The sequence below is a fragment of the Telluribacter humicola genome (genome assembly GCF_017355935.1).
Classification (GTDB): Bacteria; Bacteroidota; Bacteroidia; order Cytophagales; family Spirosomataceae; genus Telluribacter; species Telluribacter humicola.
Genome location: NZ_JAFIQT010000002.1, coordinates 676,522 through 699,788 on the forward strand (window position 1 = coordinate 676,522; position 23,267 = coordinate 699,788).

Here is a 23,267-nt window from a genome sequence, read left to right on the forward strand (position 1 = left end):
GTATAATGGTGGACAAAGCAGCCAGCAATTATACATTCTACATTATCAATTATACATTACAACCCGATGCTCCTCATAGTTGATGACGATATAGCGATCCGTACCTCCATGACACTGTTGTTCAGGAAGGAGGGGTTTGACGTAAAAAGCTGTGGCTCACCCACCGAAACCCTTGACTTTTTGCGAAGTAATACCCCTGAGTTGATCGTTCTGGACCTGAACTTCTCCATCGAGACGTCAGGGGAGGAGGGGATGCGGCTACTGGGTATCATCCGCGGCAAGTACCCAGCTATTCCTGTCATCCTGATTACGGGCTGGGGGAGCATAGACCTGGCAGTGCAGGGTATGAAAGTGGGAGCGCGTGATTTTATTACGAAGCCCTGGCAAAACGAGCACCTGCTGCAGTCGGTGCGAACGGCGCTGAACCTGGCCAATCAGAAGCCCCAATCAGCTACGCGCGCCAAACTAGACAAACAGTACCAGTTTGAACACATAGTAGGTAATGACCCGAAGCTCCTCGACATTCTCGAAACCATCGGGCGCATTGCCAATACCGAAGCACCGGTATTGATTACGGGCGAGAGTGGTACGGGTAAAGAACTCATCGCCGAGGCCATTCACCTCAACAGTAAGCGTCGCCAGCGGCCGTTTATCAAGGTCAATCTGGGAGGTATATCGTCAACACTGTTTGAAAGTGAGCTCTTCGGTCACGTCAAGGGGGCCTTTACCGATGCCAAGTCGGATCGGATCGGGCGTTTTGAAATGGCGCACAAGGGGTCTATTTTTCTGGATGAAATAGGAGAACTGGATCTGTCAAGTCAGGTGAAACTACTGCGCGTATTGCAGGAGCGTACCTTCGAGCCACTGGGAAGCAGTAAGAGCCGGACGGTAGATGTACGGGTAGTGTGCGCCACGAACCGGAATCTTGAAGAAATGGTAGCGCAGGGTACTTTTCGGGAAGATCTTTTTTATCGTATCAACCTTATTACTGTAAAACTACCCGCTCTGCGCGAGCGCCCCGACGATATACCGGTACTGGCAGAGTCTTTTGTTAATAACCTGAAGACCATCTACGAGCGGCCTAACCTCCGAATCAGTCCCGCCGCTATGAAGTGGCTGGCTACCCTGCAGCTACCAGGCAACATCCGGCAGTTGAAGAATATCGTGGAGCGGACGGTACTATTATCTAACCAGGACTTGCTTGAAGCGGCAGAATTTCAGCGTAACCTTACCTCCGGCCCGGTACCTTCCGTGCAGAAGTCGCTGCCCGAGGTAGGTACCATGACGCTAGAGGAGATCGAGTACCAGATGATCCGGCGGGCTATGGATTTTCACCACAATAAAGTATCCAAGGTCGCCCGTTCGCTGGGTATTACCCGATTTGCCCTGTACCGCCGACTTGAGAAGTTCGGTATCTCTTACGATTCAGAAAGTTGATGAAGTTTTCTCTCCGTACCCGTTACATCCTGTTTGTTGTCCTCCTGCACGCGGCGCTCATCTTTCTGACGTTCAACTGGCTCAAGGAAGATCAACTCCTGTTTATCGCTTCTGAGGTACTACTGGTACTTTCGATTCTCGCCTCCATTCAGATCTACCGCGATTTTCTACGGCCCATCGAGTTTGTACGGGCGGGCATCGAGGCGATCAAGGATCGCGATTTTACCATCAAGTTTGTACCTTCAGGTAAGAGCGAGATAGATGTACTGATCAATGTGTATAACCTTATGATTGATCAACTCCGACTGGAGCGTACAAAACTTAACGAGCAGCACTACTTTCTCGAAAAGCTGATTGAAGCATCACCCATCGCTATCCTGATCCTGGACTTTGACGAAAAGATTACGACTGTCAACAGCCGCGCCAGATCTATGCTGAGCCTGGGGGGGCTCGATTGTGAGGGAAAGGGGCTGGATGAGCTGGAGACTCCCATATTGAATCAATTGGCCGGCATCCAGGATGGTCAGTCACGCACCATCAAAAATAACGGGGTAGAGACCTACAAAGTACAGCGCTCGCACTTCATGGACCGGGGCTTCCGCAGATCTTTCCTGATGGTGGAAGAACTGACGGCGGATATACTTGAGTCAGAGAAAAAGGCCTACGGCAAGGTGATCCGGATGATGGCCCACGAGGTCAACAATACCATGGGAGCCACGGATTCCATCATTCAGACTACCCTCAGCTACCTGCCCGACGAGGAGTATAAGGAGCTGAAAGATGCCCTGCGTATTGCTACCGAACGCAACCGACAGTTGAGCCGCTTTATGCGCAACTTTGCGGATGTAGTACGTTTGCCGCTGCCCCATCGTGAACTGACCGACCTGAACAAGCTGATCATGGATGTGGCCCTGTTTATGCAACCCATGGCTGCGCAACGTGGTGTAGTTATAAAGACTTCAAGTGTCGATTCAAGTATTCAGGTTGCACTGGATAGGGGACAAATCGAGCAGGTACTGGTCAACGTTTTTAAGAATGCCATGGAAGCCTGCGAGAGCGGGAATGAAATCCGGGTCGCGGTATCAGAGTACAGAATCGTAATCCGTAATAATGGTATACCAATACCCGTGGCCGTAGAGTCCCAGCTTTTTAATCCTTTCTTCAGTACCAAGCCCGACGGACAGGGCATAGGCCTCACCCTTACCCGTGATATCCTGCTCAATCATGGCTACACCTTCTCCCTGCGTTCCAAGCCCGACAGCTGGACGGAGTTCACCATTGACCTACATAGGGAGCTTGATTAGTTAGAGGAGGAGCGTCCCGGTTCGGGGATATTACCTGTGCGTTTGTATTCTTGTAGCCAGGATTTATGGATACTATCCGCGGAGAGGTAGAAGTCGTATAGCTCCCGCATATCCTGTTGATAGTTACCAGTCAGGTACAGGGGCGAACGTACCGTCACGGTCTTACTTTTATGGTCGAAGACGACCGGTATAAGGGGTACTTCGGCGCCCAGGGCCATAAAGTAAAAACCGGTCTTGATCCGCGCTACATCCGAACGGGTACCTTCGGGAGCCAGTGAGATATGCATCGAACTATTGTTTCGGAAGGTTTCTACTACCGCATCTACCTGGTTCTTATTTCTGGAACGATCTACCGGATAGCCTCCAAGTGCCCGGAACAACCAGCCTGAGTACCACTTGAAAAGCTCCTGCTTAGCCAGGTACCCAATCCAGATTTTGAGAGTTGCCCGTGTACCCAGACCCACCAGAAAATCCCAGTTAGAGGTATGGGGTATAACTACCCAAATTGCTTTTGGTACTTGATGGGGAGGTGGACCTACTACTTTCCAACCCGCAATTCGAAAGATATAGGCAATGAGTGATCGCAACATAGGCTATATGATCACAAAAGGCTTTGGACTAAAGCAGATGATAAAGACGAGCAAAGCCAGACAACCCAATATGATTCGTGCTATACCCAAAGGTTCATTCTGCTCCGTTTCGGGATGATACACGCCTAAAAACCTGCCCAGAATAAATATAAACGGCAGGAAGCCCGGATAACCATCCCACTCGGGGCGGAGGAAAGCCAGGGCAAACTGTACCAGCACAATCATTAGGCTCAGCATGAGCGCGGTGCGTGGATTGTCAGCAACCTTTCCCAGACAGATGTACAGAAAGTAAATATAGAAGAACAGGTAGGCCAGCAGTGTGAAAAACTCCTCATCATCGGGTACCGAGAACTCTTCCGGACGAAATAGCCCCAGGCCGGCATAGGTCGCAAATAGAACGAACAGAGCCGGAGCAATGGCACTGAACCGCTTCCGGCCCAGCAGGCCGTACAGGATATGGCCGCCATCCAACTGACCAATAGGAATGAGGTTAAGAGAAGTAAAGAATAGCGCCAGATAACCCGCAAACAGGTACGGGTAATGCACTATTTCGTTGGGGTGGGGCAGCAAGGCCGGATCAGCCACGTACGTCTTAAACAGCCAGAAAAGAATGTTATCACCCAACCGAAGGTTACCGGCCGCATTTTCGTATGCAAACTGTGGATAGCTGAATCCGTAGCGCTCGTATTCGGGGTGAATGGTAAAAATATACTCCGGCGGAGGTAGGTGCGTAAATCCGTACCATAGTACTCCCAGGGCCGCCACAAAGCCGGCTAATGGTCCGGCGATACCAATATCAAAAAACTTCTTACGTGAGCGAACGATGGAGGTAATGCGGATAAAGGCGCCCATGGTACCTATGCTCTGCGTAATTCCGAACCAGATGGGGATGTAGTACGGAAGCGTTACTCCTACCTGATGCGCTTTGGCCGTAAAATAATGGCCAAACTCGTGTACGGTGAGGATAAACAGAAAAGGGATGGAGAAGTGGAACCCCTGCAGGAAATGAGACCATCTCAGAGGGTTATCCACGTATACAAACAAATTCCCGAATATCCACTCTGCTCCAGCGAGCGTGGTTGTTATAATGGTAACAACAAACAGGAGTCCCTGGATCAGGTAGGTACGGGTATTAGGCGACATAGTCTTTCAGGTAGTCCAGTATGGTAGTTGGTTTCTGGACGTGGATGGTATGGATGCCAAGCTCAGAAGCAGCCTGGATATTAGCGGCATTGTCATCCAGGAATAGCGTTTCTTCAGCCTTGATACCGGCTTCTTCCAGTACCTTCAGATAAATAGCATGATCGGGTTTCATGACACCCATTTCGTAGGAAAGAAACAGCTTGTTAAATAGCTCGTCAAGGCGGGGTACTCCCGAAGCCTTTTCCAGAATAGCGTTGACTTCTGTAATATGGATAGGACTGGTGTTGCTGAGCAGGAATAAATTATACCGCTCACGCAGCTTTTGAAGAAGTTCTATGCGGGCCGGAGGGATGTCCAGGAGCAGGGTGTTCCAGGCTTTGTTGATCGTAGCGTCGTCCCAGTCTTCCTTTTTCAGGATCTGGCGTACATACGATCGGAAAGCGGCTTCGTCAAGCTCCCCCGTCTCAAACTGCCGGAAAAGATCCTTCTCCCTGAATAGCTCAATGACTTCGGCTTCCTCCTGCCCGCATAGTTCGGCAAATGACCGGGCTGCCAGCGGAACATCTATGTTAATGATTACATCTCCCAGATCGAAAATGATATTCTTTATTTGTTCTTGCACAGCTCCTGATATTACTTCTTAGGTTAATACTATGTTCTTATTATTCAATGACCACACCCATTGAGCAGAACTTCTCAATACGCTGATCGATCCGCTCTTCAGCGCTCAGCTTCGACAGCTCGGCTATTTCTTCCAGGATCACCTTTTTCAGGATTTCAGCCATACGGTCGTGGTCCAGGTGGGCACCTCCCAGCGGCTCAGGAACAACACCATCAACCAGTTTGTTTTCCTTCATATCGCGGGCCGTTACTTTCATGGCTTCGGCAGCCTGCTCTTTGTAGTCCCAGCTACGCCAGAGGATGGTCGAACAGTTCTCAGGAGATATTACAGAGTACCAGGTATTTTCGAGCATCAGTACCCGGTCGCCAATGGCGATACCCAGGGCTCCACCCGATGCTCCTTCACCGATCACGATACAGATGACAGGTACCTTCAGCATGAACATCTCCTTGAGGTTGCGGGCAATAGCCTCGCCCTGTCCGCGCTCTTCGGCCTCGAGACCGGGAAACGCACCCGGCGTATCAATGAGGGTAACGATGGGTTTGTTAAATTTCTCAGCCAGCTTCATCAGGCGCAGGGCTTTGCGGTACCCTTCGGGATTGGGCATACCGAAGTTACGGTGCTGACGCTCTTTGGTATTGCGTCCTTTTTGCTGTCCGAGGAGCAGTACGCTCTGGCCGCCGATGTTGGCAAATCCACCAATAATGGCCGGATCGTCGCGGATCTGGCGGTCGCCGTGCAGCTCAATAAACTCATCGCACATGAGCTTGATGTAGTCGAGCGTGTAGGGGCGATCGGGATGCCGTGATAGCTGAACGCGCTGCCAGCGGGTGAGGTTTTCAAAAATCTCTCTGCGAAGAGTAATAATACTGCTTTCTAAAGAAGAGGTAGCCGTCGACACGTCAACATTGTTTTCCTCAGCCAGCTTTTTCATTTCTGCGAGCTTGCTTTCAAGCTCGGCAATAGGTTTTTCAAAATCGAGATACGTTCTCATAATTTAGGTTACGTCCGATACTTACAGATTCGACCACTTCGGTGGTCCGACACTTCGGTGGTCCGACACTTCGGTGGTCCGACAACACAACGGTCCGACTATAATTCAAAGGTTTGCCCGCGCTCGGGTATAGCTACCTCCTGGTAACCGGTTGAGTGCAGAGTATTCTGAAAATCAAGCATACTCTGGTGTTCTCCATGGACCAGGAAGATCTTCTTCAAGCGACTGGCATCCTGGTTCTTTACAAATGTCAGCAGGTCTTCACGGTCTCCGTGGCCGCTAAATACGTCAATTTTTTCTATATTCGCCAAGACCGGCATCTTCTTGCCCTTGATGATGATATTGTCCTGACCGTTGAGCAGGCGCCAGCCGAGGGTACCTTCCGAGGCATACCCGATCATCAGGATAGTTGCGTACGGATTACCAATATTAGCCGCTACGTGCTGCTCTACGCGTCCTCCCTGCACCATTCCCGACGATGATATAATGATGCACGGCTCGTTGTAGTTGGATATAGCACGGCTGGCATCGGTGCTTTCGAGGTAGATCAGGTTTTCGAAGTCAAAGAGCATATCATTATCCTCCTTAAACTCCCGGGCTTCCTTGTTCATCAGCCGTACGTGCTTCTGGTACACCTTGGTACTACCATAGGCCAGCGGACTATCCGAGAATACCTTAATGGGGGGCAGGTTGTGCTCCACATACAAGCGATTGAGCGTATACAGCAGCGCCTGAGTACGGCCTACGCTGAATGAAGGGATGATCAGTCGCCCCGGTATCTCGACACAGGTACGCTGGATAACATCGGCCAGTGCTACTTCGGGTGAGCGTTTATCTTCGTGCAACCGGTTGCCGTAGGTACTTTCACAGATGAGGTAATCCACCTGTGGGACCGACTGCGGATCTAAAAGCAGGGGATAGTTTCTGCGACCAATATCTCCCGAGAAGCACAAGGTCTTTTTCTCCCCATTTTCCCAAACCTCAACATAAATATGAGCGGCACCCAGCAGGTGACCCGCCGGGATATAAGTCACGGCTACATGGTCGGCAATGCGGTAGCGCTGGCCAAAGGCCACGGGTACAAAGTTATCAAGCGCTTCGTTTACCTGTTTTTCCAGAAAGAAATCCTTCGGTACTACCTTGGCTTTCTTGCCCCGCTTACGGTTGGTACTGCCATTCTGGGTATTCAGGCGCTTCTGGTGTAGCATGGCCGCATCCTTCAGGAGCAGAGCCGTCAGTCCGTAAGTAGGATCAGTACATACTACTCTTCCTTCAAATCCTTCTTTGTACAGGTTGGGGATGTTACCGGAGTGGTCAATGTGGGCGTGGGTAAGAAGTACGGTATTTATCAGGGAAGCATCGAACGGGAAAACGCTTTTTTGTTGTTGATAAAGTAAGTCTTTCTCTTTTTCGTCGCGATCAAAGTCGGAGCCACAGTCTATCAGGATGCGGTAGTCATCTACTTCCAGCAGATACATGCTACCGGTTACCTGGCGGGTGGCTCCCCAAAACGTCAATTTCATATATATGGTTACTCAATATTATAGGTCTGATTTACCTAAACTTAAATGTCATTAACATCAAACGACATTCGTTTGTTAAGTTAAGATGGTTCCTACAAAAGTACCAAAAACGGCGCAGTTTACCCCATGTTTATGGGGAGCAGGCAAGAAAATCGTATAACGGAGGAAAGAGGTACTCTACTATATACCTACTAAAATGAAACAGCTTAGTCTTATTATATGGCTTTTGATTATTGATGCAACCCGACCCGATACCATTGATTCAGCAGCGCTGGACCAGTTTAAGGATGCGGTAGTAGAGTTGCAGAATAGCGAGCTGATGCGTCACGGCACTCTTTCAGTGTGTGTGAAGGAGGTGAGCTCAGGCAAGGTACTGTCGGCGATGAATCATCAGCAATCGCTGCCGTCGGCGTCAACCCTTAAACTAGTAACTACGGCCACGGCTTTGTCGGCATTAGGAGGCGACTTTACGTATAAAACCTATTTGGAGTACGACGGGAAAGTGGAGAACGATACCCTCAAAGGGAACCTCTACCTGCGAGGTACCGGCGACCCCACCCTGGGCAGTGACCGGTTTAAGGGGTACCCCAGCGATGCGGCACTACTGCGGCGCTGGACCGAAGCGGTCAGGAAAGCGGGTATACGCTATGTACAAGGGCAGATCGTGGCAGATGCCAGCTACTTTGATGATCAGCCCCTGGCCGATAGCTGGATCTGGGGAGATGTAGGCAACTACTATGGGGCCGGGGTACGTGGACTTAACTTCAATGAAAACCTGTACCGGGTGTACTTCCGGCCGGGCCAGAACCAGGGCGACCCTACGGAGGTAATCGGTACATCGCCGTCAATGCCTTACCTGACCTTCACCAACCGGGTGACTACGGGCGAAGCCGGATCAGGTGACCAGGTGATCATATACAGCAGCCCCATCGGAAATGGAGCCGTCCTGACGGGTACGGTACCCCGTGGTGTCGCCTCCTTCTCAGTCAAAGGAGCCATACCCGATGCCGCTTACTACGTAGTCTCAACACTTCAGCAGAGCTTGTTGAGTGACTCGATCAAAGTAGCGAATGACGCTGCCGTATGGAGTAGTGTACCTAATTCGCAGAATAACCGTACAGTGCTGGACACCTACACTTCACCCGCTCTGCGGGATATAACTAAGGAAACTAACTGGTGGAGTATCAACCTATATGCGGATGCCTTACTCAAGACCGCGGGGAAGCAACTGGCCGACCGCTCTGACTTTGATGGTGCGACGGAAGCAGTGGCAAACTACTGGCAGAAGAAAGGAGTAGACGTTAGCGGTTTTTATATCAAGGATGGTAGCGGATTGTCGCCTACTGGCTCACTGACTACCCAGAACATTACCGATATACTCAACGCGGCGGCCAAAGACAAAGCCTACAACGACTTCTATAGGAGTATAGCCGTGATGGGGCAGTCGGGAACGGTACGTAATATGGGGAAAGGTACCCGGGCGGCGGGTAATGTCCGGGCTAAGAGTGGTAGTATTGAAGGTACGCGTGCGTATGCGGGCTATGTCAACACCCGCTCCGGCGACCGGCTTAGCTTCTCCATCATCGCGCACAAGTACCAGCCTGAGAATAGTCGTCAGATCAGCCGGGAGCTGGTGCAACTGATGATCCAGCTGGCCAGCTTATAAAAATACCTCCGGAACATTAGCCCCGGAGGTATTTGTGATGAATGGTGTTAGCTTATTTTTTCCAGCACCAGATTATGGTTGGTATAGATGCAGAGGTCGGCAGCTATGCTGAGGCCTTCCCGCACCATCTCTTCGGCTGTGAGCTGGGGAGCGTGCTTGTGTAATGCCAGGGCAGCGGACAGAGCAAAATTACCTCCGGACCCGATAGCGGCTATGCCATTCTCGGGCTCAAGTACATCGCCGGTACCCGATATCACCAGTAGCTCCTCTTTACTGGCAACGATCATCATAGCTTCCAGCTTACGCAGATAGCGGTCGGTACGCCAGTCTTTGGCCAGCTCAATGGCGGCGCGCTTCATGTTACCGCCGTAGCCGTTCAGTTTTTCTTCGAATTTTTCCAGTAGAGTAAAAGCATCGGCCGTTGATCCGGCAAAGCCCACCAGAATCTTACCTCCCATGAGGGTACGTACCTTCCTGACGTTACTCTTGGCTACGGTATTTCCCATGGTAGCCTGTCCGTCGGCTCCGAGAGCTACGGTACCATTATGCAGTACACCCAGGACGGTAGTTGCGTGAATTTTTTCCATGAACAAATGTATAAATAATGCGTATTTCTGAAAGATGTATCTACCTATAAACAGCTAGTATAACTACAAACCAGAGGCTAACGTTCAGGTTCTGGCGCCAGCTGACAGGCGGGTAGTACATCCTCGGAATGTTTCTCGCTCTGTATTAGTACATTTACGTTCAGGAAAAATAGCAGCCCGGGCTATACGTAGGCAGCTTGCATTTCGTCTGCACTTGGCCCGTAGGGACCGGGGATAGGGATGTCAAGCAGGCGGAGAAATACACCCAGCTGGGCGCGGTGGTGGGCGTTCTGACCAAAAGCATGACGGATGGCTTCCCACTTCTCAAACTCGCCGTAGATGGTATCCCCGTCGCACAGGACCCATTCATTCCTGAGTATGTCGTCACTGGCGTTGGCCAAAGCAGCCTGTGCCTCCGACAGGCATTCATCAAATCGCTCTACCAGGGCTGTGGCGTCGGGGTAGTCAGCCGGATTGTAGGGACTTTCTGAGAAATCCCATTTGTCCTTGCTGACGGCTATGGTGATCATTATGGGAATCTCGGCCAGATGCGTAGCCAGCGCCTTAATGGTCATGCTCTTGGGGTGAGGCTGCCAGTCCATCTTATCGGCAGGTACTATGGCAAGCATTTTGCGGGTTTGAACGGCTTCCTGTTCGAGTTCTTTCTGGTAGGCTTCGATAAATGATAACATAGCTGATCGTTTGTTTAGTTGATGCTACAAAGATCAGGCAGGGGAGTGACAGCCCTATGTCAGCAGAGTTTCAGAAATTCTGAGCCGTACTTTTTCTACTTTATCCAGTACTAACTGTTTCAGTTCGGCGGGCTCTACGATATCGGCAGCTTCACCCAGCAGCATAAACCAGTACGCCATACCAGTCAGGCTGGTAGTTAGGAAGGTCATCTCGATCTGCTCCCCCCTATCGGTTTGTGAAACAAAGCCATGGTAGTAGTGCTGGTCGCCCAGGTACTTATAAGCCCGCTTATCCAGCCGGAGTACTACTTTATGCAGATCCTGCTGCCGCGAGGTTTCTTCTATGAAGTGCTGAAGGCTGGGGTGCTGGGTATGAAATCGTTCAGTAAGGCGCTGGATGGACTCCACCCGGTCCAGACGGAAGTTGCGGTAGGCCTGGCGAAGCCGACAGTAGGCAATAAGGTACCAGTAGGAGCCGTTGGCGTACGTACCTACTGGTTCGATGTCTCGCTCCGTCGTATCCAGATGAGCCGTAGAGAAGTACCTGATCCGGAGTACGTTTTTGTGGAGGATACTGTTCAGGACCAGCTCGATGTGCAGGTTTTTGTGGCGGTCCTTAGGCAGGTAAGGATTCTCTACTACCTTAATATGCTGACTGACACTATCCAGCATCTCCTTCTCGCTGGTCCGCAGTACCGCCTTGATCTTGTACAGGGCCGACTGGTACGAGGTACGGGTAGCGGTATCAGTAAGCTTATCTACCAGCTTCTCAGCTGTTACAAACGACATGGCCTCTTCGCTGGTAAAGTGTACCGGTGGCAGCCGGTATCCATCTATGATTGAATAGCCGATTCCGGCTTCACTGATCAGAGGCACCCCGGCCATTTCCAGCGTCCGGATGTCGCGGTATACGGTACGCAGGCTGATGCCAAAGCGGTCAGCTATATCCTGTGCCTTTACAATCCGTTTGGATTGCAGTTGTATCATGATGGCAGTAATGCGGTCGAGGCGATTCATGGCTGGGCGGGTTAGGTGGTAGGGTAGTACCTTGTACTTCAAAAGTACCGGAATGGATGTACTTACTATCCTACAAAAAAGAGGGTTAAACGTAGTCTAACCCTCTTTCCACTAGAATTTATTTTGCTTACACCAGCATGCTCATTGGCTCTTCGAGCAGCTTCTTCACGGTCTGTAGGAAGGCTGATCCGGTAGCTCCGTCCACCACGCGGTGATCACACGACAGCGTTACCTTCATGACATTAACCGGGTAAGGAGTACCATCTTCTTTGAAAGCGGCAGTCTGCTTGATAGCGCCTACGGCCAGGATACAGGCGTCTGGTGGGTTGATGATAGCGGTAAACTCATCAATACCAAACATACCGAGGTTAGAGATCGAGAAAGTATTACCTTCCCAGTCCTTAGGCTGCAGTTTCTTGTCTTTGGCTTTACCGGCAAACTCTTTCACTTCACCCGAGATGGTAGAGAGTGTCTTCTTGTCAGCGTCACGTACTACAGGTACCAGCAGACCATCTTCAACGGCTACGGCTACCCCTACGTTGACATACTTATAGCGACGGATCTTATCACCCAACCAGGCCGAGTTCACAGCAGGGTGCTGCTTCAGCGCCAGGGCACAGGCTTTGATCACCATGTCGTTGAAAGATATCTTCGCCGGGCTAACACCATTCAGCACCGGACGCAGCTCCATGGCCTTGTCCATTTTGATCTCCATGGTCAGGTAGAAGTGCGGCGCGGTGAAGAGGCTATCGCTCAGGCGGCGAGCAATGGTCTTACGCATTTGCGATACCGGGATATCTTCGTAGTCACCCGCGGCAACCGGTTCGGGCGAAACGGCAGGAGCTTTGGATTCAGCATGCTTGGGAGCCTCGGCGGCGGCCGGAGCAGCCTGTTTGGCGGCAGGTACGAAGCTGTCAATGTCACGCTTCACAATACGACCGTTATCGCCGGAGCCGTTGATCTGGTTAATATCAATGCCTTTTTCTTCGGCTAGCTTGCGAGCCAGGGGAGACGCCTTGATACGGTCAGAGTCATTGGCAGACACCGTTCCCTGAGCGGAGGCACTTACCGTAGGTACTTCGGAAACCTTAGATTCTTTATCCGTAATGTCTTCTACGTCACTATCCGGTCCGGACTCCCCGTTTTCGCGGGCCAGCAGCGCTTCTACATTGGCGCCTTCTTCCCCAATGACAGCAATGATGCCATTGACGGGTACAGCTTCACCTTCTTTAACGCCGGTATGGAGCAGGGTACCTTCTTCGTAGGCTTCCAGTTCCATCGTAGCCTTATCGGTTTCTACTTCGGCCAGTATATCACCTGATTTTACCTTATCACCTACTTTTTTCTGCCACGATACAAGCGTACCTTCTTCCATGGTATCACTCATTTTGGGCATGCGTACCACAGTGGCGTTTATTTTTTCATTGGAAGCGGCTGGCTTTTTAGCAGCTGGAGCTACGGTTTCTTTCTCCTGCTTCACTTCCTCTACGGGTTCGCTCTGGGCTGAACTGCCATTGCTTCCACCTTCCAGCAGCACTTTGTAGTCTTCCCCGTCTTTGCCGACTACGGCTATGATACCATTAATAGGTACAGAAGCTCCTTTTTCTACACCAATATAAAGAAGGGTCCCCTCTTCGTACGATTCGAGGTCCATGGTAGCTTTGTCGGTTTCCACTTCGGCGAGAAGATCGCCGGATTTTATCTGATCACCTACTTTTTTGTGCCATTCGGCAATGACACCTTCTTCCATGGTGTCGCTCATCTTGGGCATACGGATTGCTTCTGCCATATTAATTCAGTAGTATATTTAATTCAGAATTCTTATTTATTGGTCAGCCAAAAATACAACAAAAGGACGAACGCTCGTCCTTTTGCTGTTAAAATTGTCTATATGCCGATATATTAGGTAATCTTGAGTACGGCCATGAAGGCTTCCTGCGGAATCTCCACGTTACCTACCTGACGCATCCGCTTCTTTCCTTTTTTCTGTTTTTCAAGGAGTTTGCGCTTCCGCGAGATATCACCCCCGTAACACTTGGCGAGTACATCCTTGCGCATGGCCTTAACGGTTTCGCGGGCAATAACTTTTTGTCCGATAGCCGCCTGAATAGCAATTTCGAACATCTGGCGGGGGATCAGTTCGCGGAGCTTTTCGCACAGTTTCTTTCCCCACTCGTAAGCTTTGGTACGGTGAACAATGGCCGAAAGAGCATCTACGCGGTCACCGTTAAGCATGATATCCAGCTTCACCATGTCCGATTCTTCGTAGCCGCTGAGCTCGTAATCGAGCGACGCGTAGCCGCGGGAGATGGTCTTGAGACGGTCAAAGAAGTCAAATACTACCTCGGCCAGGGGCATCGAGAACTGGAGCTCCACCCGGTCAGAGGTCAGGTAGATCTGGTTCTTGAGCATCCCGCGCTTGTCCATACAGAGGGTCATAATAGCCCCTACATACTCGGACTTGGATATGATCTGAGCATTGATGAAGGGCTCTTCGATCCAGTTGATATGGTTCGGCTCGGGCATTTCCGAAGGGGCACTCACTTTCAGTACTTCATCCCGCGTATTGATCACATTGAATTGTACCGAAGGAACGGTAGTAATAACGGTCATGTCAAACTCACGTTCCAGACGCTCCTGTACGATCTCCATATGCAGCATACCCAGGAAGCCGCAACGGAAACCAAATCCCAAGGCTGCCGAGGTTTCAGGTTCCCATACAAGGGCTGCATCATTAAGCTGCAGTTTCTCCATGGCATCGCGCAGGTCTTCGTACTCGCTGGTCTCCACCGGATAGATACCGGCAAATACCATGGGCTTCACCTCCTCAAATCCCTTGATCATAGTAGGCGAGGGGCGGTGTATATGCGTAAATGTATCACCTACCTTTACCTCACGAGCGACTTTAATCCCGGATATCAGGTAGCCTACGTCGCCGCACTCTACCACATCTTTGGGCTGTTTCTGCAGGCGGAGCGTACCAATTTCATCCGCGATATATTCCTTACCGGTCGCCATAAACTTTACCCGGTCACCCTTACGAACGCTTCCGTTCTTGATCCGGAATATTACTTCAATACCCCGGTAGGAGTTAAATACCGAGTCAAAGATCAGCGCCTGCAGGGGTGCTTCGGGATCGCCTTGCGGAGCCGGTACCCGATGCACAATGGCGTGCAGGATATCCTCAATACCGATACCTTCCTTACCACTGGCGTGGATAATGTCCTCGCGGTCGCAACCGATCAGGTCCACGATCTGGTCTTTAACCTCCTCGGGCATAGCACCGGGCAGATCTATCTTATTCAGTACCGGTATGATCACCAGGTTGTGGTTGATGGCCAGGTACAGGTTGGAAATAGTCTGGGCTTCGATACCCTGAGCCGCATCTACCAGGAGTAAGGCTCCCTCACAGGCCGCAATGGAACGCGATACTTCGTACGAGAAGTCTACGTGACCCGGAGTATCAATCAGGTTGAGTGTATACTTCTCACCATCCAGCATATAGTCCATCTGAATGGCGTGGCTTTTGATGGTGATTCCCCGCTCACGTTCCAGGTCCATATCGTCCAGAAGCTGCGCCTGCATTTCGCGGTTGGTTACCGTTTTGGTAAATTCCAGTAGTCGATCGGCCAGGGTGCTCTTTCCGTGGTCAATATGAGCTATAATGCAAAAATTGCGAATATTTTTCATGTATGTTGTTGTCCCCAACCCCGAGGGGGAGTTTTAAAGTACTTGACAGGGGTTTCCTATTTTAAGAATACAAAATTACACGCCTTACGGGGATTATAATAATAGGGCTGTATAATTTATACGACTCATCATCCCTAAGTGCAATAACGTACCAGGGAGGCTTCCTGTTACATCTCGCTTACCCATTGCATCATAATAGCGGTAAGGTAGCCGGCGTAGGTACCTACGGCATAGCCCAGGATAGACAGCAATACCCCTACCGGGGCAAGTGAGGGATGAAAGGCCGCGGCGACAACCGGAGCCGAAGCCGAACCTCCCACGTTGGCCTGACTACCTACCGCCGCAAAGAAGAATGGAATCCGGAACAACCGGGCTACTCCTATAATAAAGAGGGCATGAATCAGCATCCAGACTAACCCAATGGCAAACAGGCCCGGATTGTCGGCTACGGCCCCCAGGTCCATCTGCATCCCAATGGTGGCTACCAGTACATATAAGAATACACTGCCCAGCCGGGAGGCCCCTACAAATTCGAGCCGGCGCAGGGGCGTTAGCGACAATAAGATGCCGATGATAGTTACCAGAGATACAATCCAGAAAAATGGAGAGGTAAGGCTGTATTTTTCCAGTTCAGGAAAGTTGGTCGCCAGGAAGGGCGTGATCTGCTCGGAGAGCCAGTGGGCCAATCCGGTTGCTCCGAAGCCTACCGCACCCAGGTACATCAGGTCACGGGTAGCAGGTATGCGCTGGTTAGAAAGTTCTATTTCTTCCAGCCGTTTCTGAATGGTCGTAATGTGGCTGCTGTCGGCCCGGAGCCGGGCGTCAATACGAGCGGTGTAACCCGCTGCGTAGATCAGCACGGCCATCCAGAGTTCGGCTACCAGTACATCTACCGCCACTACCTGCGAAAACAACCGGTCGCTGGGAGTAAATACCTCCCGCAGAGCCGTCTGGTTGGCTCCGCCCCCGATCCAGCTACCGGCTATGGTGGCCAGGCCGCGCCATACCGCCTCGGACCCCTCACCACTTACCGTTTCGGGACTGACGGCACTCACAATCCAGAGGGCTATAGGGCCGCCAATCATGACACCTACGGTACCGGCCAGCATCATTAAGAGCGCCTGTGGACCCAGTTTCCACAAAGCCTGCCAGTCCATACCTAGGGTGAACAGTACCAGACAGGCGGGCAAAAAGTACCTGGATACGACGGGGTAGAGCTGCGAGGTAGCTCCATCGATGATACCCAGTGAATTAAGTACCCCCGGTATGAAGTAGCAGAGCAACAGGGGAGGAACAACGCCATAGAATCGCTGCCAGCCGCGCTGCGGGAGGGAGGCCGTATAAAATACCAGCGCCAGTATGAGCATCAGGATACCCAGTACTATAGCGTCATTCTGAATCATGAAGATAAAATGGTAGAAACGGGTAAAGGCGCAAGATAGTCAAAGTAACAGACTTATAAAGTACCTACTGTACAGAGTACCCGGTATGGACGGAAGGAGCGACAAGGGCTACAAAAGAAAACACGCAGGTTTCAAAATGAACCCGCGTGTCAAATTACACTTCATCAACAAACTAAAAACCAAATAAAACTACTTGCGATAACAATCGCTTAATAAGTTTTTCTTAGTGCTGTAGGAGGGGGATTCGAACCACCCACGGTGCGGTTAGCTGCGGTACAAAAGCTTGGTGGTCAACCCCAGTCGACTTGAGGCCGGCATTATACCGCGTTTATCCCGGACTCACCACCCCCGAGACAGGAGGGCATGGCTGCCAGTTTCATCATCCTACAATGTAGTCAAAAAACGTTTCAATTCTGACCAGAACCGTTGTTCTTTCGTTGAATTGATGATACAAATGTAAAGCGCTTCTCTGGAATATTAAAATATTTGCAGTAAAATTTCTTAAAATTTAGATAATTTTTAAAATTTGCGCCACATTGTTAGATGGTATCTAAATCAGGGTCCAAAAATGAACAAAAATTTAGAAATTGACAATACTGACCTCCGAATTCTGGCCTTACTGATGGAAAACGCAGGATTGCCCTATACCGAAATCGGAAAAAGAGTATTTGTGTCGGGAGGAACGGTACACGTGAGGATGAAGAAAATGGAACAGATGGGGATTGTGAAAGGCTCTCAACTGATCATTGATCCCGCCAGGCTGGGCTGGGACATTAATGCCTTTCTGGGTATATACCTGGATAAAAGCTCCCTGTACGAAGAGGTGGCCGAACAGCTTGAGCGTATTCCTGAAGTCGTCAATATCCATTATACAACTGGTATATACAGCATATTTGCCAAGATCGTATGCCGCGATACCGAACACCTGCGCGAGGTGCTGCACGATAAGATCCAGCGGGTACAGGGCATCCAGCGCACTGAGACATTCATCTCACTCGAAGAGCGGATCAACCGGTCTATCCCGTTGAATGAGGAGCAATAGGTAAACTTTTTTGCCGAGTAGAGTCGATATATACCGAATTCTTATATATTTGTGTAGTAACAGGTAAACCTATCATGGAAAACAACGGAAGTAATGAGTACGTACGGGGTACTCTGAAAACCATAGTGCTGAACCTTCTGGCTGAGCGCGGGCGAATGTATGGCTATGAAATAACCCAGGAAGTAAAAGAACGGACAGATGGTAGCATCACCCTTACCTTCGGAGCCTTGTATCCGGTACTCCATAAGCTCGAGCAGGATGGACTGCTGCTAACGGAGTCGGAGGCCGTAGACGGACGGCTCAGAAAATACTACTCCCTCACGAACGAAGGCGCTCAGACCGCCCACACCAAGACCCACGAGCTGGAACGGTTTATGGAAGCCATGAAGATGCTGATCAAGCCATCTAAACTGGCCCTTGAATAATACCAGGTAGTTATCATCTAGAATCGCACGTTATAAATTATACACTGCCTATGAAGTCTCTTAACGAGCAACGCCTGTATGAACTTCGCCGTTATCTGGAGAAGAGCGGTGTCGAGAGCAAACTACTGCCCGAGCTACTGGATCATATGGCTAGTGAGGCAGAGGAGCTTCTGTGGGAGGGATATGCATTCGAACAGGTGAAGCAGGAGCTGTTTCAGGAGGCCAGTCCGCCCACTTTGAAGCATCTGCAGATCGAGCATAAGCATCTGCTGGTGTCGGAGGCGTCGCTGACGGATATCGTATTCGAGAACCGGAACCGCCTCTACGGCGCTTATGTCCTTCGCCGCGAATACCCGAGCCATGTAATGATGGCCACGGTGCTGGGGGTTATTGTTTTCTCGATGATCTTTGTGCTGCCTGCCTTATTTCACTACTTCTCTGTGTAGGCGGGCCCGTAATTCCACCACATACACGCTATTTTTACTACCATATACAAAATACCCTTTCTTAATCCTGATTATCCCCTGGATTTTTTTCTTACTTTGTAGTGTTCAAGTTGGATAGTAACCATAGCGTGAGTGCCCAATGACAGCAGGCACTCCGTACCAGACATACCCTTTTTAGATACATGTATTGCATTGTGGATATTGAAACGACCGGAGGTATTAAAGGCCCTACGCGTATTATTGAGGTAGCTATTTATAAACACGACGGTCAGCAGGTAGTAGACGAATTTCATTCTCTGGTAAATCCGCTGACAAATATTCCCCCTTTTATTTCTCGCCTTACGGGTATTGAAGACAAGATGGTGCAGGATGCGCCCCTCTTTGCCGAAATAGCTGACTCTGTTCGCTCCATTACTAAGGATGCCTGGTTTGTGGCCCACAATGTGCAGTTTGACTATAACTTCATCAAGAAAGAGTTTTTGTGGCTCGACGAGCACTACCATCGTGAGCAGCTCTGTACTATTCGGCTGAGTCGCCGCCTACTGCCGGGCTACAAATCGTATAGTCTGGGGAATCTGTGTCAAAGCCTGGATATAGTATTGAATGGCCGGCACCGGGCGGCCGGCGATGCGGCCGCTACGGTGACGCTGTTCGAGATGCTGCTTCGGCATGATGACCAGAGTCTGATCCCGAAGAATACCGAGCCGACACTCTTCCAGTAGAAACAATTAGTTTTATAATAAAGAAGCCCTCCCCGGTTTGGGGAGGGCTTCTTTGTATTTGCGGTATTGAAGTACCTACCTCTTGGCAGCCGTACGTACCCGCTTGATCGTAACCGGTACGCATATCTCGGCCGGACAACAATTTCCTTCCACCACAATGATCGGGCAGCAGGCACCGGTAGAACATCCGGCATTGGTCGCGGTAAAGGTATATGTACCCGTAGAAGTTACCTTAAGGGTAGTACTATTGGCACCGGAGATGGAGGTACCATCTTTGAACCATTGAACATTGGTATAGGTACTGGCAATGCTCAGTTCCACGGCTTGTCCGGCACAAAGCAGGATAGGTGCTCCCGCGCAGGTTTGTCCGTAATCATCTTCGTCAGGTATACCATTGTCAGGAGTGGAGTTGATATCTTCCTGATCGGCTTTGGATACCTCCGCCACATAGTACTGTATACCGGTGGCTACCACTTTGGTAGTAAGTGTCAGTACTACTGATTCACCAACCGCCAGAGAACCGATCGTCCAGATACCATTGGCGTAGCTACCCTGCGTAGAGCTGGAACCAGCTATTTCTAATCCCGAAGGCAGAGCGTCTTTTACTTGTACTCCCGTAGCATTATCCGGACCATTGTTCTTTACCACAACCGTAATTTTGACGTTATCACCTACCTCCGGTAGCTTGTTATCCAGCGAGGTAGTCAGCACCAGGTCAATCTTCTTGGGCGCTTCCTGACATTGGGCCCCTGGACCAAGCATTTGTAAAAACTGCTCAGTAGGTAATCCGTTACCGCCGGATGACTGCCCAGAGCGGGAGTAGAAACTACATTCCACATTAAGGGAGTAAGCTTTATAAGCAGCTGCAATGAAGGGATCACTCTTATCCAGGATTTCAACAGGGCCGGTGCAACCCGTGGTCTGAAATGAAAACAAAGCCACCGGTGTATTGGCCGTAAATTTCCCATAGCTGCTTTCACCAGGTTCTTTCCCTACGGAGCAGTAGTAGAAGTTCTTGTCGTAGGTATAGTTGGCGAACTTAGGGTGTGTGGCAGGGTTACCCAATATCGTCAGCGGCTTTCGCCAGCTTCCATGAATGCTGGTCAGGTTCTTCATCACGAAGTCCTTAGGTATTTTCAGTGTAACCTGTGCCGTACTTCCCATTTCGTCCGTGCTAGGGTTATTGGCATTGGGAGTATTATACATAGGGATTACCCAAACGGTATACGACTGAGTAGCCTGGTCAAAGGTTATCTGATACTTTACCTGATTCGTTGATAAGTCCTGAGCAAACGAACTGAAAGCCCCCAGTAAGAGAGAGCCGGCAAGTGCCATGATAAGGGTGAATTTTCTCATTTCTGCTGGATATGAATTTTGAGCCTTAACTAGTAGTACCGACTCTCTTTCGCGTTTTGTGCATCTTCACCAAGGAAGTACACAGACATTGGGTGGTCAATATAAAGAAAGAATGGGAGCAGCAGATAAAAACTGCTCCCATCCAATAATTTATTAGTTACTAGGCAACTGCTCCTGGATTACGAAGTTGATTTCAGGTGTAGTGTTACCCGGGTGGTTCTTAATAACGTTCTGGTAGATAAACTCGACGTCATTCTTAGTACCCTGGAAGATCACTTCACCATTCATGTTCACGTCACCGTTATGGTAGCCTTTCAGTACGTAGTTCGGGAACTTGAACTCAGTATTGTCGGTAGCGTTGATAATCTGGTTGTAGATAACTTCAACGTCGTTTCCGGTACCCTGGAAGACTACCTTACCATCGTTGATCGTATTACCTGCCCACATAGCTCTACCCTGGGTTACAACTACCTGTGCCTGATGGATAGCGTCGTTGGCTACCTGCACGTAAGTTGGAGTACCTGCCTGACGGAAATCAACTACCGTTGGTGTTGGTGACAGTGCTTCGGCAGCAGCAGTCATTACGGCCAAGTGGTTGCGGTGCTTAATAGTCACATAGTAGCTACCCAGTTTGTCGGCTACAAACTCAACCGCTGAGGTACCATCTACGGCTACAACGTCACCGTCTCTCTGCAGAAGCGCTGAGCGGCTGAATACTACTGTAGCAGGGGTGGTGGCATCGCGAAGTTCAACGAACACCCAGTCAACGATGTCGTCATCATCACCGGTAGCATCAAATATAGCAGTAGAAGCTACGCTTTCAGCGGCCGGACCTTTTCCTTGCTTAGGTGCCCAGGCTGCGTATGGTGATGCAGTTGGCAGTAAGCCTTTGGTACGTAGATCGTCACGCATCAAGCCGCCGCTGGTTACACCATAGAGAGCTCCCTGTAGGTATACTTTCGGACGCAGACTCAAGATATCATCAACACCTTTGATGGTGATGGTAACGGTAGCAGTGTCGCTGTTCGATACGCCATCAGTGATGAAGTAAGTAAAGGTATCAGTACCATTGTAGTCCAAATTAGGCATGTACTCAAATGAACCATCTGCGTTAACAGTAGCGGTACCATTGGCAGGAGCTGTCACCATCTTAACTACTGACAATCCGCTGTCTGGTGTATCGCTATCGGTATCGTTAGCTAGAATACCACGTGTAGGTATTGTCAGTTTGGTATCTTCATCGGTTTCGTAGGTATCATTAACAGCCACCGGCGGATCGTTAACATAAATAGTTACCGTAGCAGTGTCCGATAGAGAAGTAGATTTCTCGATCAGAATATACCTGAGTGGTGTAGGATCGCTGGTGAAAGTAGGCAATGCCTGGAAGGTCAGTTTACCATCAGCAGGGTTATAGGTATAAGTACCCTCGTTAGCCACTGTGAATACATGTTGTACACCGGCTTGAGTAGTATCAATATCCGCGTCAGCCAGTGTAAAAGTAGCAGTACTTCCATCGGCTAGCTTGTCATTGTCAAGGATCGCCAGTACTACCGCATCACCAGGCTTGGATAGCTGGGCCTGATCTGTAGGATCAGCAGCGTTGGTATCGTTAACAGCCAATGGTGGCAACTTGTCGTATTCAACTGTTACAGTAGCATCATCAAATAGTTCGGATGCCTTCTCGGTCAGTTTGTAAGTAATCGGCGTAGGATTGACTGTGAAACCTGGAATCGGATCAAAGGTCAGTTCACCCGTGGCCGGATCGTACGTCCAGGTACCTTCACCAGGTACTTCCATTACCACTTTTCCTCCTACTTCTGTGCTGTTGTACGTACCAGCGTTAGCACCGGAAGGAATAACTACTGACATGGCTATAGTTATTGAGTCAAGCTCAGGCACCTCGCTGTCGCTAAGTTTGTCGTTGGTCAGGATAGATACCACGGCATTTGCACCAGGCTTTATACCAGTAAGCAGGTCATTGGTAGCCACTGGCGGACAGTAAGCAGGCTTGCCATCCACACCGATGTACTGCTCAAGAGGGACTATGTTACCACCGGCGGGTTGTCCCGAGCGGGAGTAAAAGCTACCTTGAATGTTGAGCTGGTAGGCAGTCTGGGCTTTGGCGATAAAGCTATCAGTGAAGGGCATAATTTCCACCGCACCGGCACAGGCACTACCCGTAAAAGAGAAAATAGCTACGGGCTCATTGGCTGTGAATTTTCCGTAGTTGGTCTCTTCGGGAGACTTGCCTATCGTATAGTAGCGGGACGTTCCCATGGGGGCAAAGTTAGCCTGGTCGCCTAGTTTAATCGGATTTTTGTCCCAGGTACCTTTGATGTCGGTTATAGCCAGGATATTAAAGGCCGCTGGCACTTTAATGGTTACCTGAGCTGTCGATCCGTACTCATCCTGGCTGGTATTATGGCTGCTGGGGGTTGAGTACTGGGGTACCACCCATACCGTATACTTGGATTCGGCCGGGTCGTAAGTAACCCGGTACTTTACAGTATTGTCAGAAGTCTGAGCCCATACTGTTGTGGTCATTAAAAAGAGGAGGGCTATAAAAGACAGCCACAGTCGGAGGTGTTTCATAGAATAGTTTGTGTGT

The 23,267-nt window shown here is 50.1% G+C and carries 20 protein-coding genes; 7 read left to right on the forward strand and 13 right to left on the reverse strand.

What is annotated here, in order from left to right; all coding sequences use genetic code 11:
• Positions 1–66 precede the first annotated feature (66 nt).
• Together JUB14_RS13880 and JUB14_RS13885 are read left to right on the forward strand one after the other, a co-directional pair.
• Positions 67–1,437, forward strand: coding sequence for a sigma-54-dependent transcriptional regulator (locus JUB14_RS13880; protein ID WP_207506898.1), 1,371 nt, complete (start codon positions 67–69; stop codon positions 1,435–1,437).
• On the forward strand, positions 1,437–2,741 hold the full coding sequence (locus tag JUB14_RS13885; protein WP_207506899.1) for a sensor histidine kinase: 1,305 nt from the start codon (positions 1,437–1,439) through the stop codon (positions 2,739–2,741). The genes JUB14_RS13880 and JUB14_RS13885 overlap by 1 nt, the downstream gene beginning before the upstream one ends.
• On the opposite strand, the gene JUB14_RS13890 is transcribed toward JUB14_RS13885, so the two are convergent.
• The 5 genes from JUB14_RS13890 to JUB14_RS13910 form a co-directional block, all read right to left on the reverse strand.
• Positions 2,738–3,331 (reverse strand): 1-acyl-sn-glycerol-3-phosphate acyltransferase, encoded by a 594-nt coding sequence (locus JUB14_RS13890; protein ID WP_207506900.1) that lies wholly within the window; start codon positions 3,329–3,331, stop codon positions 2,738–2,740. The two genes, JUB14_RS13885 and JUB14_RS13890, sit on opposite strands and share 4 nt — an antisense overlap.
• 3 nt (positions 3,332–3,334) lie before the next feature.
• On the reverse strand, positions 3,335–4,474 hold the full coding sequence (locus tag JUB14_RS13895; protein ID WP_207506901.1) for a site-2 protease family protein: 1,140 nt from the start codon (positions 4,472–4,474) through the stop codon (positions 3,335–3,337).
• Positions 4,464–5,096, reverse strand: coding sequence for an HAD family hydrolase (locus tag JUB14_RS13900; RefSeq protein ID WP_310586142.1), 633 nt, complete (start codon positions 5,094–5,096; stop codon positions 4,464–4,466). The genes JUB14_RS13895 and JUB14_RS13900 overlap by 11 nt, the downstream gene beginning before the upstream one ends.
• A 40-nt stretch (positions 5,097–5,136) precedes the next feature.
• Positions 5,137–6,090: an acetyl-CoA carboxylase carboxyltransferase subunit alpha gene (locus tag JUB14_RS13905; RefSeq protein WP_207506902.1), complete on the reverse strand. Its 954-nt coding sequence runs from the start codon at positions 6,088–6,090 to the stop codon at positions 5,137–5,139.
• Positions 6,091–6,188: 98 nt separating this feature from the next.
• The gene (locus tag JUB14_RS13910) at positions 6,189–7,613 is read right to left on the reverse strand and encodes an MBL fold metallo-hydrolase RNA specificity domain-containing protein (RefSeq protein ID WP_207506903.1); all 1,425 of its coding nucleotides are present in this window, start codon (positions 7,611–7,613) and stop codon (positions 6,189–6,191) included.
• 196 nt (positions 7,614–7,809) lie between these two features.
• Between JUB14_RS13910 and dacB the strand changes: the two genes are divergently transcribed.
• A complete protein-coding gene (gene dacB, locus JUB14_RS13915; RefSeq protein ID WP_207506904.1) occupies positions 7,810–9,279 on the forward strand; it encodes a D-alanyl-D-alanine carboxypeptidase/D-alanyl-D-alanine endopeptidase in 1,470 nt (489 codons plus the stop codon).
• A 47-nt stretch (positions 9,280–9,326) separates the two neighbouring features.
• On the opposite strand, the gene hslV is transcribed toward dacB, so the two are convergent.
• From hslV to JUB14_RS13945, 6 genes are all read right to left on the reverse strand, one after another.
• Complete coding sequence (gene hslV, locus JUB14_RS13920; protein WP_207506905.1) at positions 9,327–9,866, reverse strand: ATP-dependent protease subunit HslV; 540 nt, start codon at positions 9,864–9,866, stop codon at positions 9,327–9,329.
• Between the two features lie 182 nt (positions 9,867–10,048).
• Entirely contained in the window at positions 10,049–10,558 is a 510-nt protein-coding gene (locus tag JUB14_RS13925) for a DinB family protein (RefSeq protein WP_207506906.1), read from the reverse strand.
• Positions 10,559–10,612: 54 nt separating this feature from the next.
• Positions 10,613–11,575: a helix-turn-helix transcriptional regulator gene (locus JUB14_RS13930; protein ID WP_207506907.1), complete on the reverse strand. Its 963-nt coding sequence runs from the start codon at positions 11,573–11,575 to the stop codon at positions 10,613–10,615.
• 127 nt (positions 11,576–11,702) lie between these two features.
• Positions 11,703–13,364, reverse strand: coding sequence for a pyruvate dehydrogenase complex dihydrolipoamide acetyltransferase (locus JUB14_RS13935; protein ID WP_207506908.1), 1,662 nt, complete (start codon positions 13,362–13,364; stop codon positions 11,703–11,705).
• Between the two features lie 113 nt (positions 13,365–13,477).
• Positions 13,478–15,265, reverse strand: coding sequence for a translation elongation factor 4 (gene lepA / locus JUB14_RS13940; protein WP_207506909.1), 1,788 nt, complete (start codon positions 15,263–15,265; stop codon positions 13,478–13,480).
• Between the two features lie 167 nt (positions 15,266–15,432).
• Complete coding sequence (locus JUB14_RS13945) at positions 15,433–16,668, reverse strand: DUF819 family protein (RefSeq protein WP_207506910.1); 1,236 nt, start codon at positions 16,666–16,668, stop codon at positions 15,433–15,435.
• Between the two features lie 568 nt (positions 16,669–17,236).
• Between JUB14_RS13945 and JUB14_RS13950 the strand changes: the two genes are divergently transcribed.
• From JUB14_RS13950 to JUB14_RS13965, 4 genes are all read left to right on the forward strand, one after another.
• Entirely contained in the window at positions 17,237–17,710 is a 474-nt protein-coding gene (locus JUB14_RS13950) for an Lrp/AsnC ligand binding domain-containing protein (RefSeq protein ID WP_207506911.1), read from the forward strand.
• Positions 17,711–17,784: 74 nt separating this feature from the next.
• Positions 17,785–18,135 carry a PadR family transcriptional regulator gene (locus JUB14_RS13955; protein WP_207506912.1) on the forward strand — a complete coding sequence of 117 codons (351 nt, stop codon included), beginning with the start codon at positions 17,785–17,787 and terminating at the stop codon, positions 18,133–18,135.
• Positions 18,136–18,185: 50 nt separating this feature from the next.
• Entirely contained in the window at positions 18,186–18,581 is a 396-nt protein-coding gene (locus tag JUB14_RS13960; RefSeq protein WP_207506913.1) for a hypothetical protein, read from the forward strand.
• A gap of 182 nt (positions 18,582–18,763) precedes the next feature.
• On the forward strand, positions 18,764–19,303 hold the full coding sequence (locus tag JUB14_RS13965; RefSeq protein ID WP_207506914.1) for a 3'-5' exonuclease: 540 nt from the start codon (positions 18,764–18,766) through the stop codon (positions 19,301–19,303).
• 75 nt (positions 19,304–19,378) lie between these two features.
• Here the strand turns inward: JUB14_RS13965 and JUB14_RS13970 are convergent, their stop codons facing one another.
• Positions 19,379–20,659, reverse strand: a complete 1,281-nt coding sequence (locus JUB14_RS13970; RefSeq protein ID WP_207506915.1) for a DUF11 domain-containing protein — start codon at positions 20,657–20,659, stop codon at positions 19,379–19,381.
• A 153-nt stretch (positions 20,660–20,812) separates the two neighbouring features.
• Positions 20,813–23,251: a cadherin-like domain-containing protein gene (locus JUB14_RS13975; RefSeq protein ID WP_207506916.1), complete on the reverse strand. Its 2,439-nt coding sequence runs from the start codon at positions 23,249–23,251 to the stop codon at positions 20,813–20,815.
• Positions 23,252–23,267 lie beyond the last annotated feature (16 nt).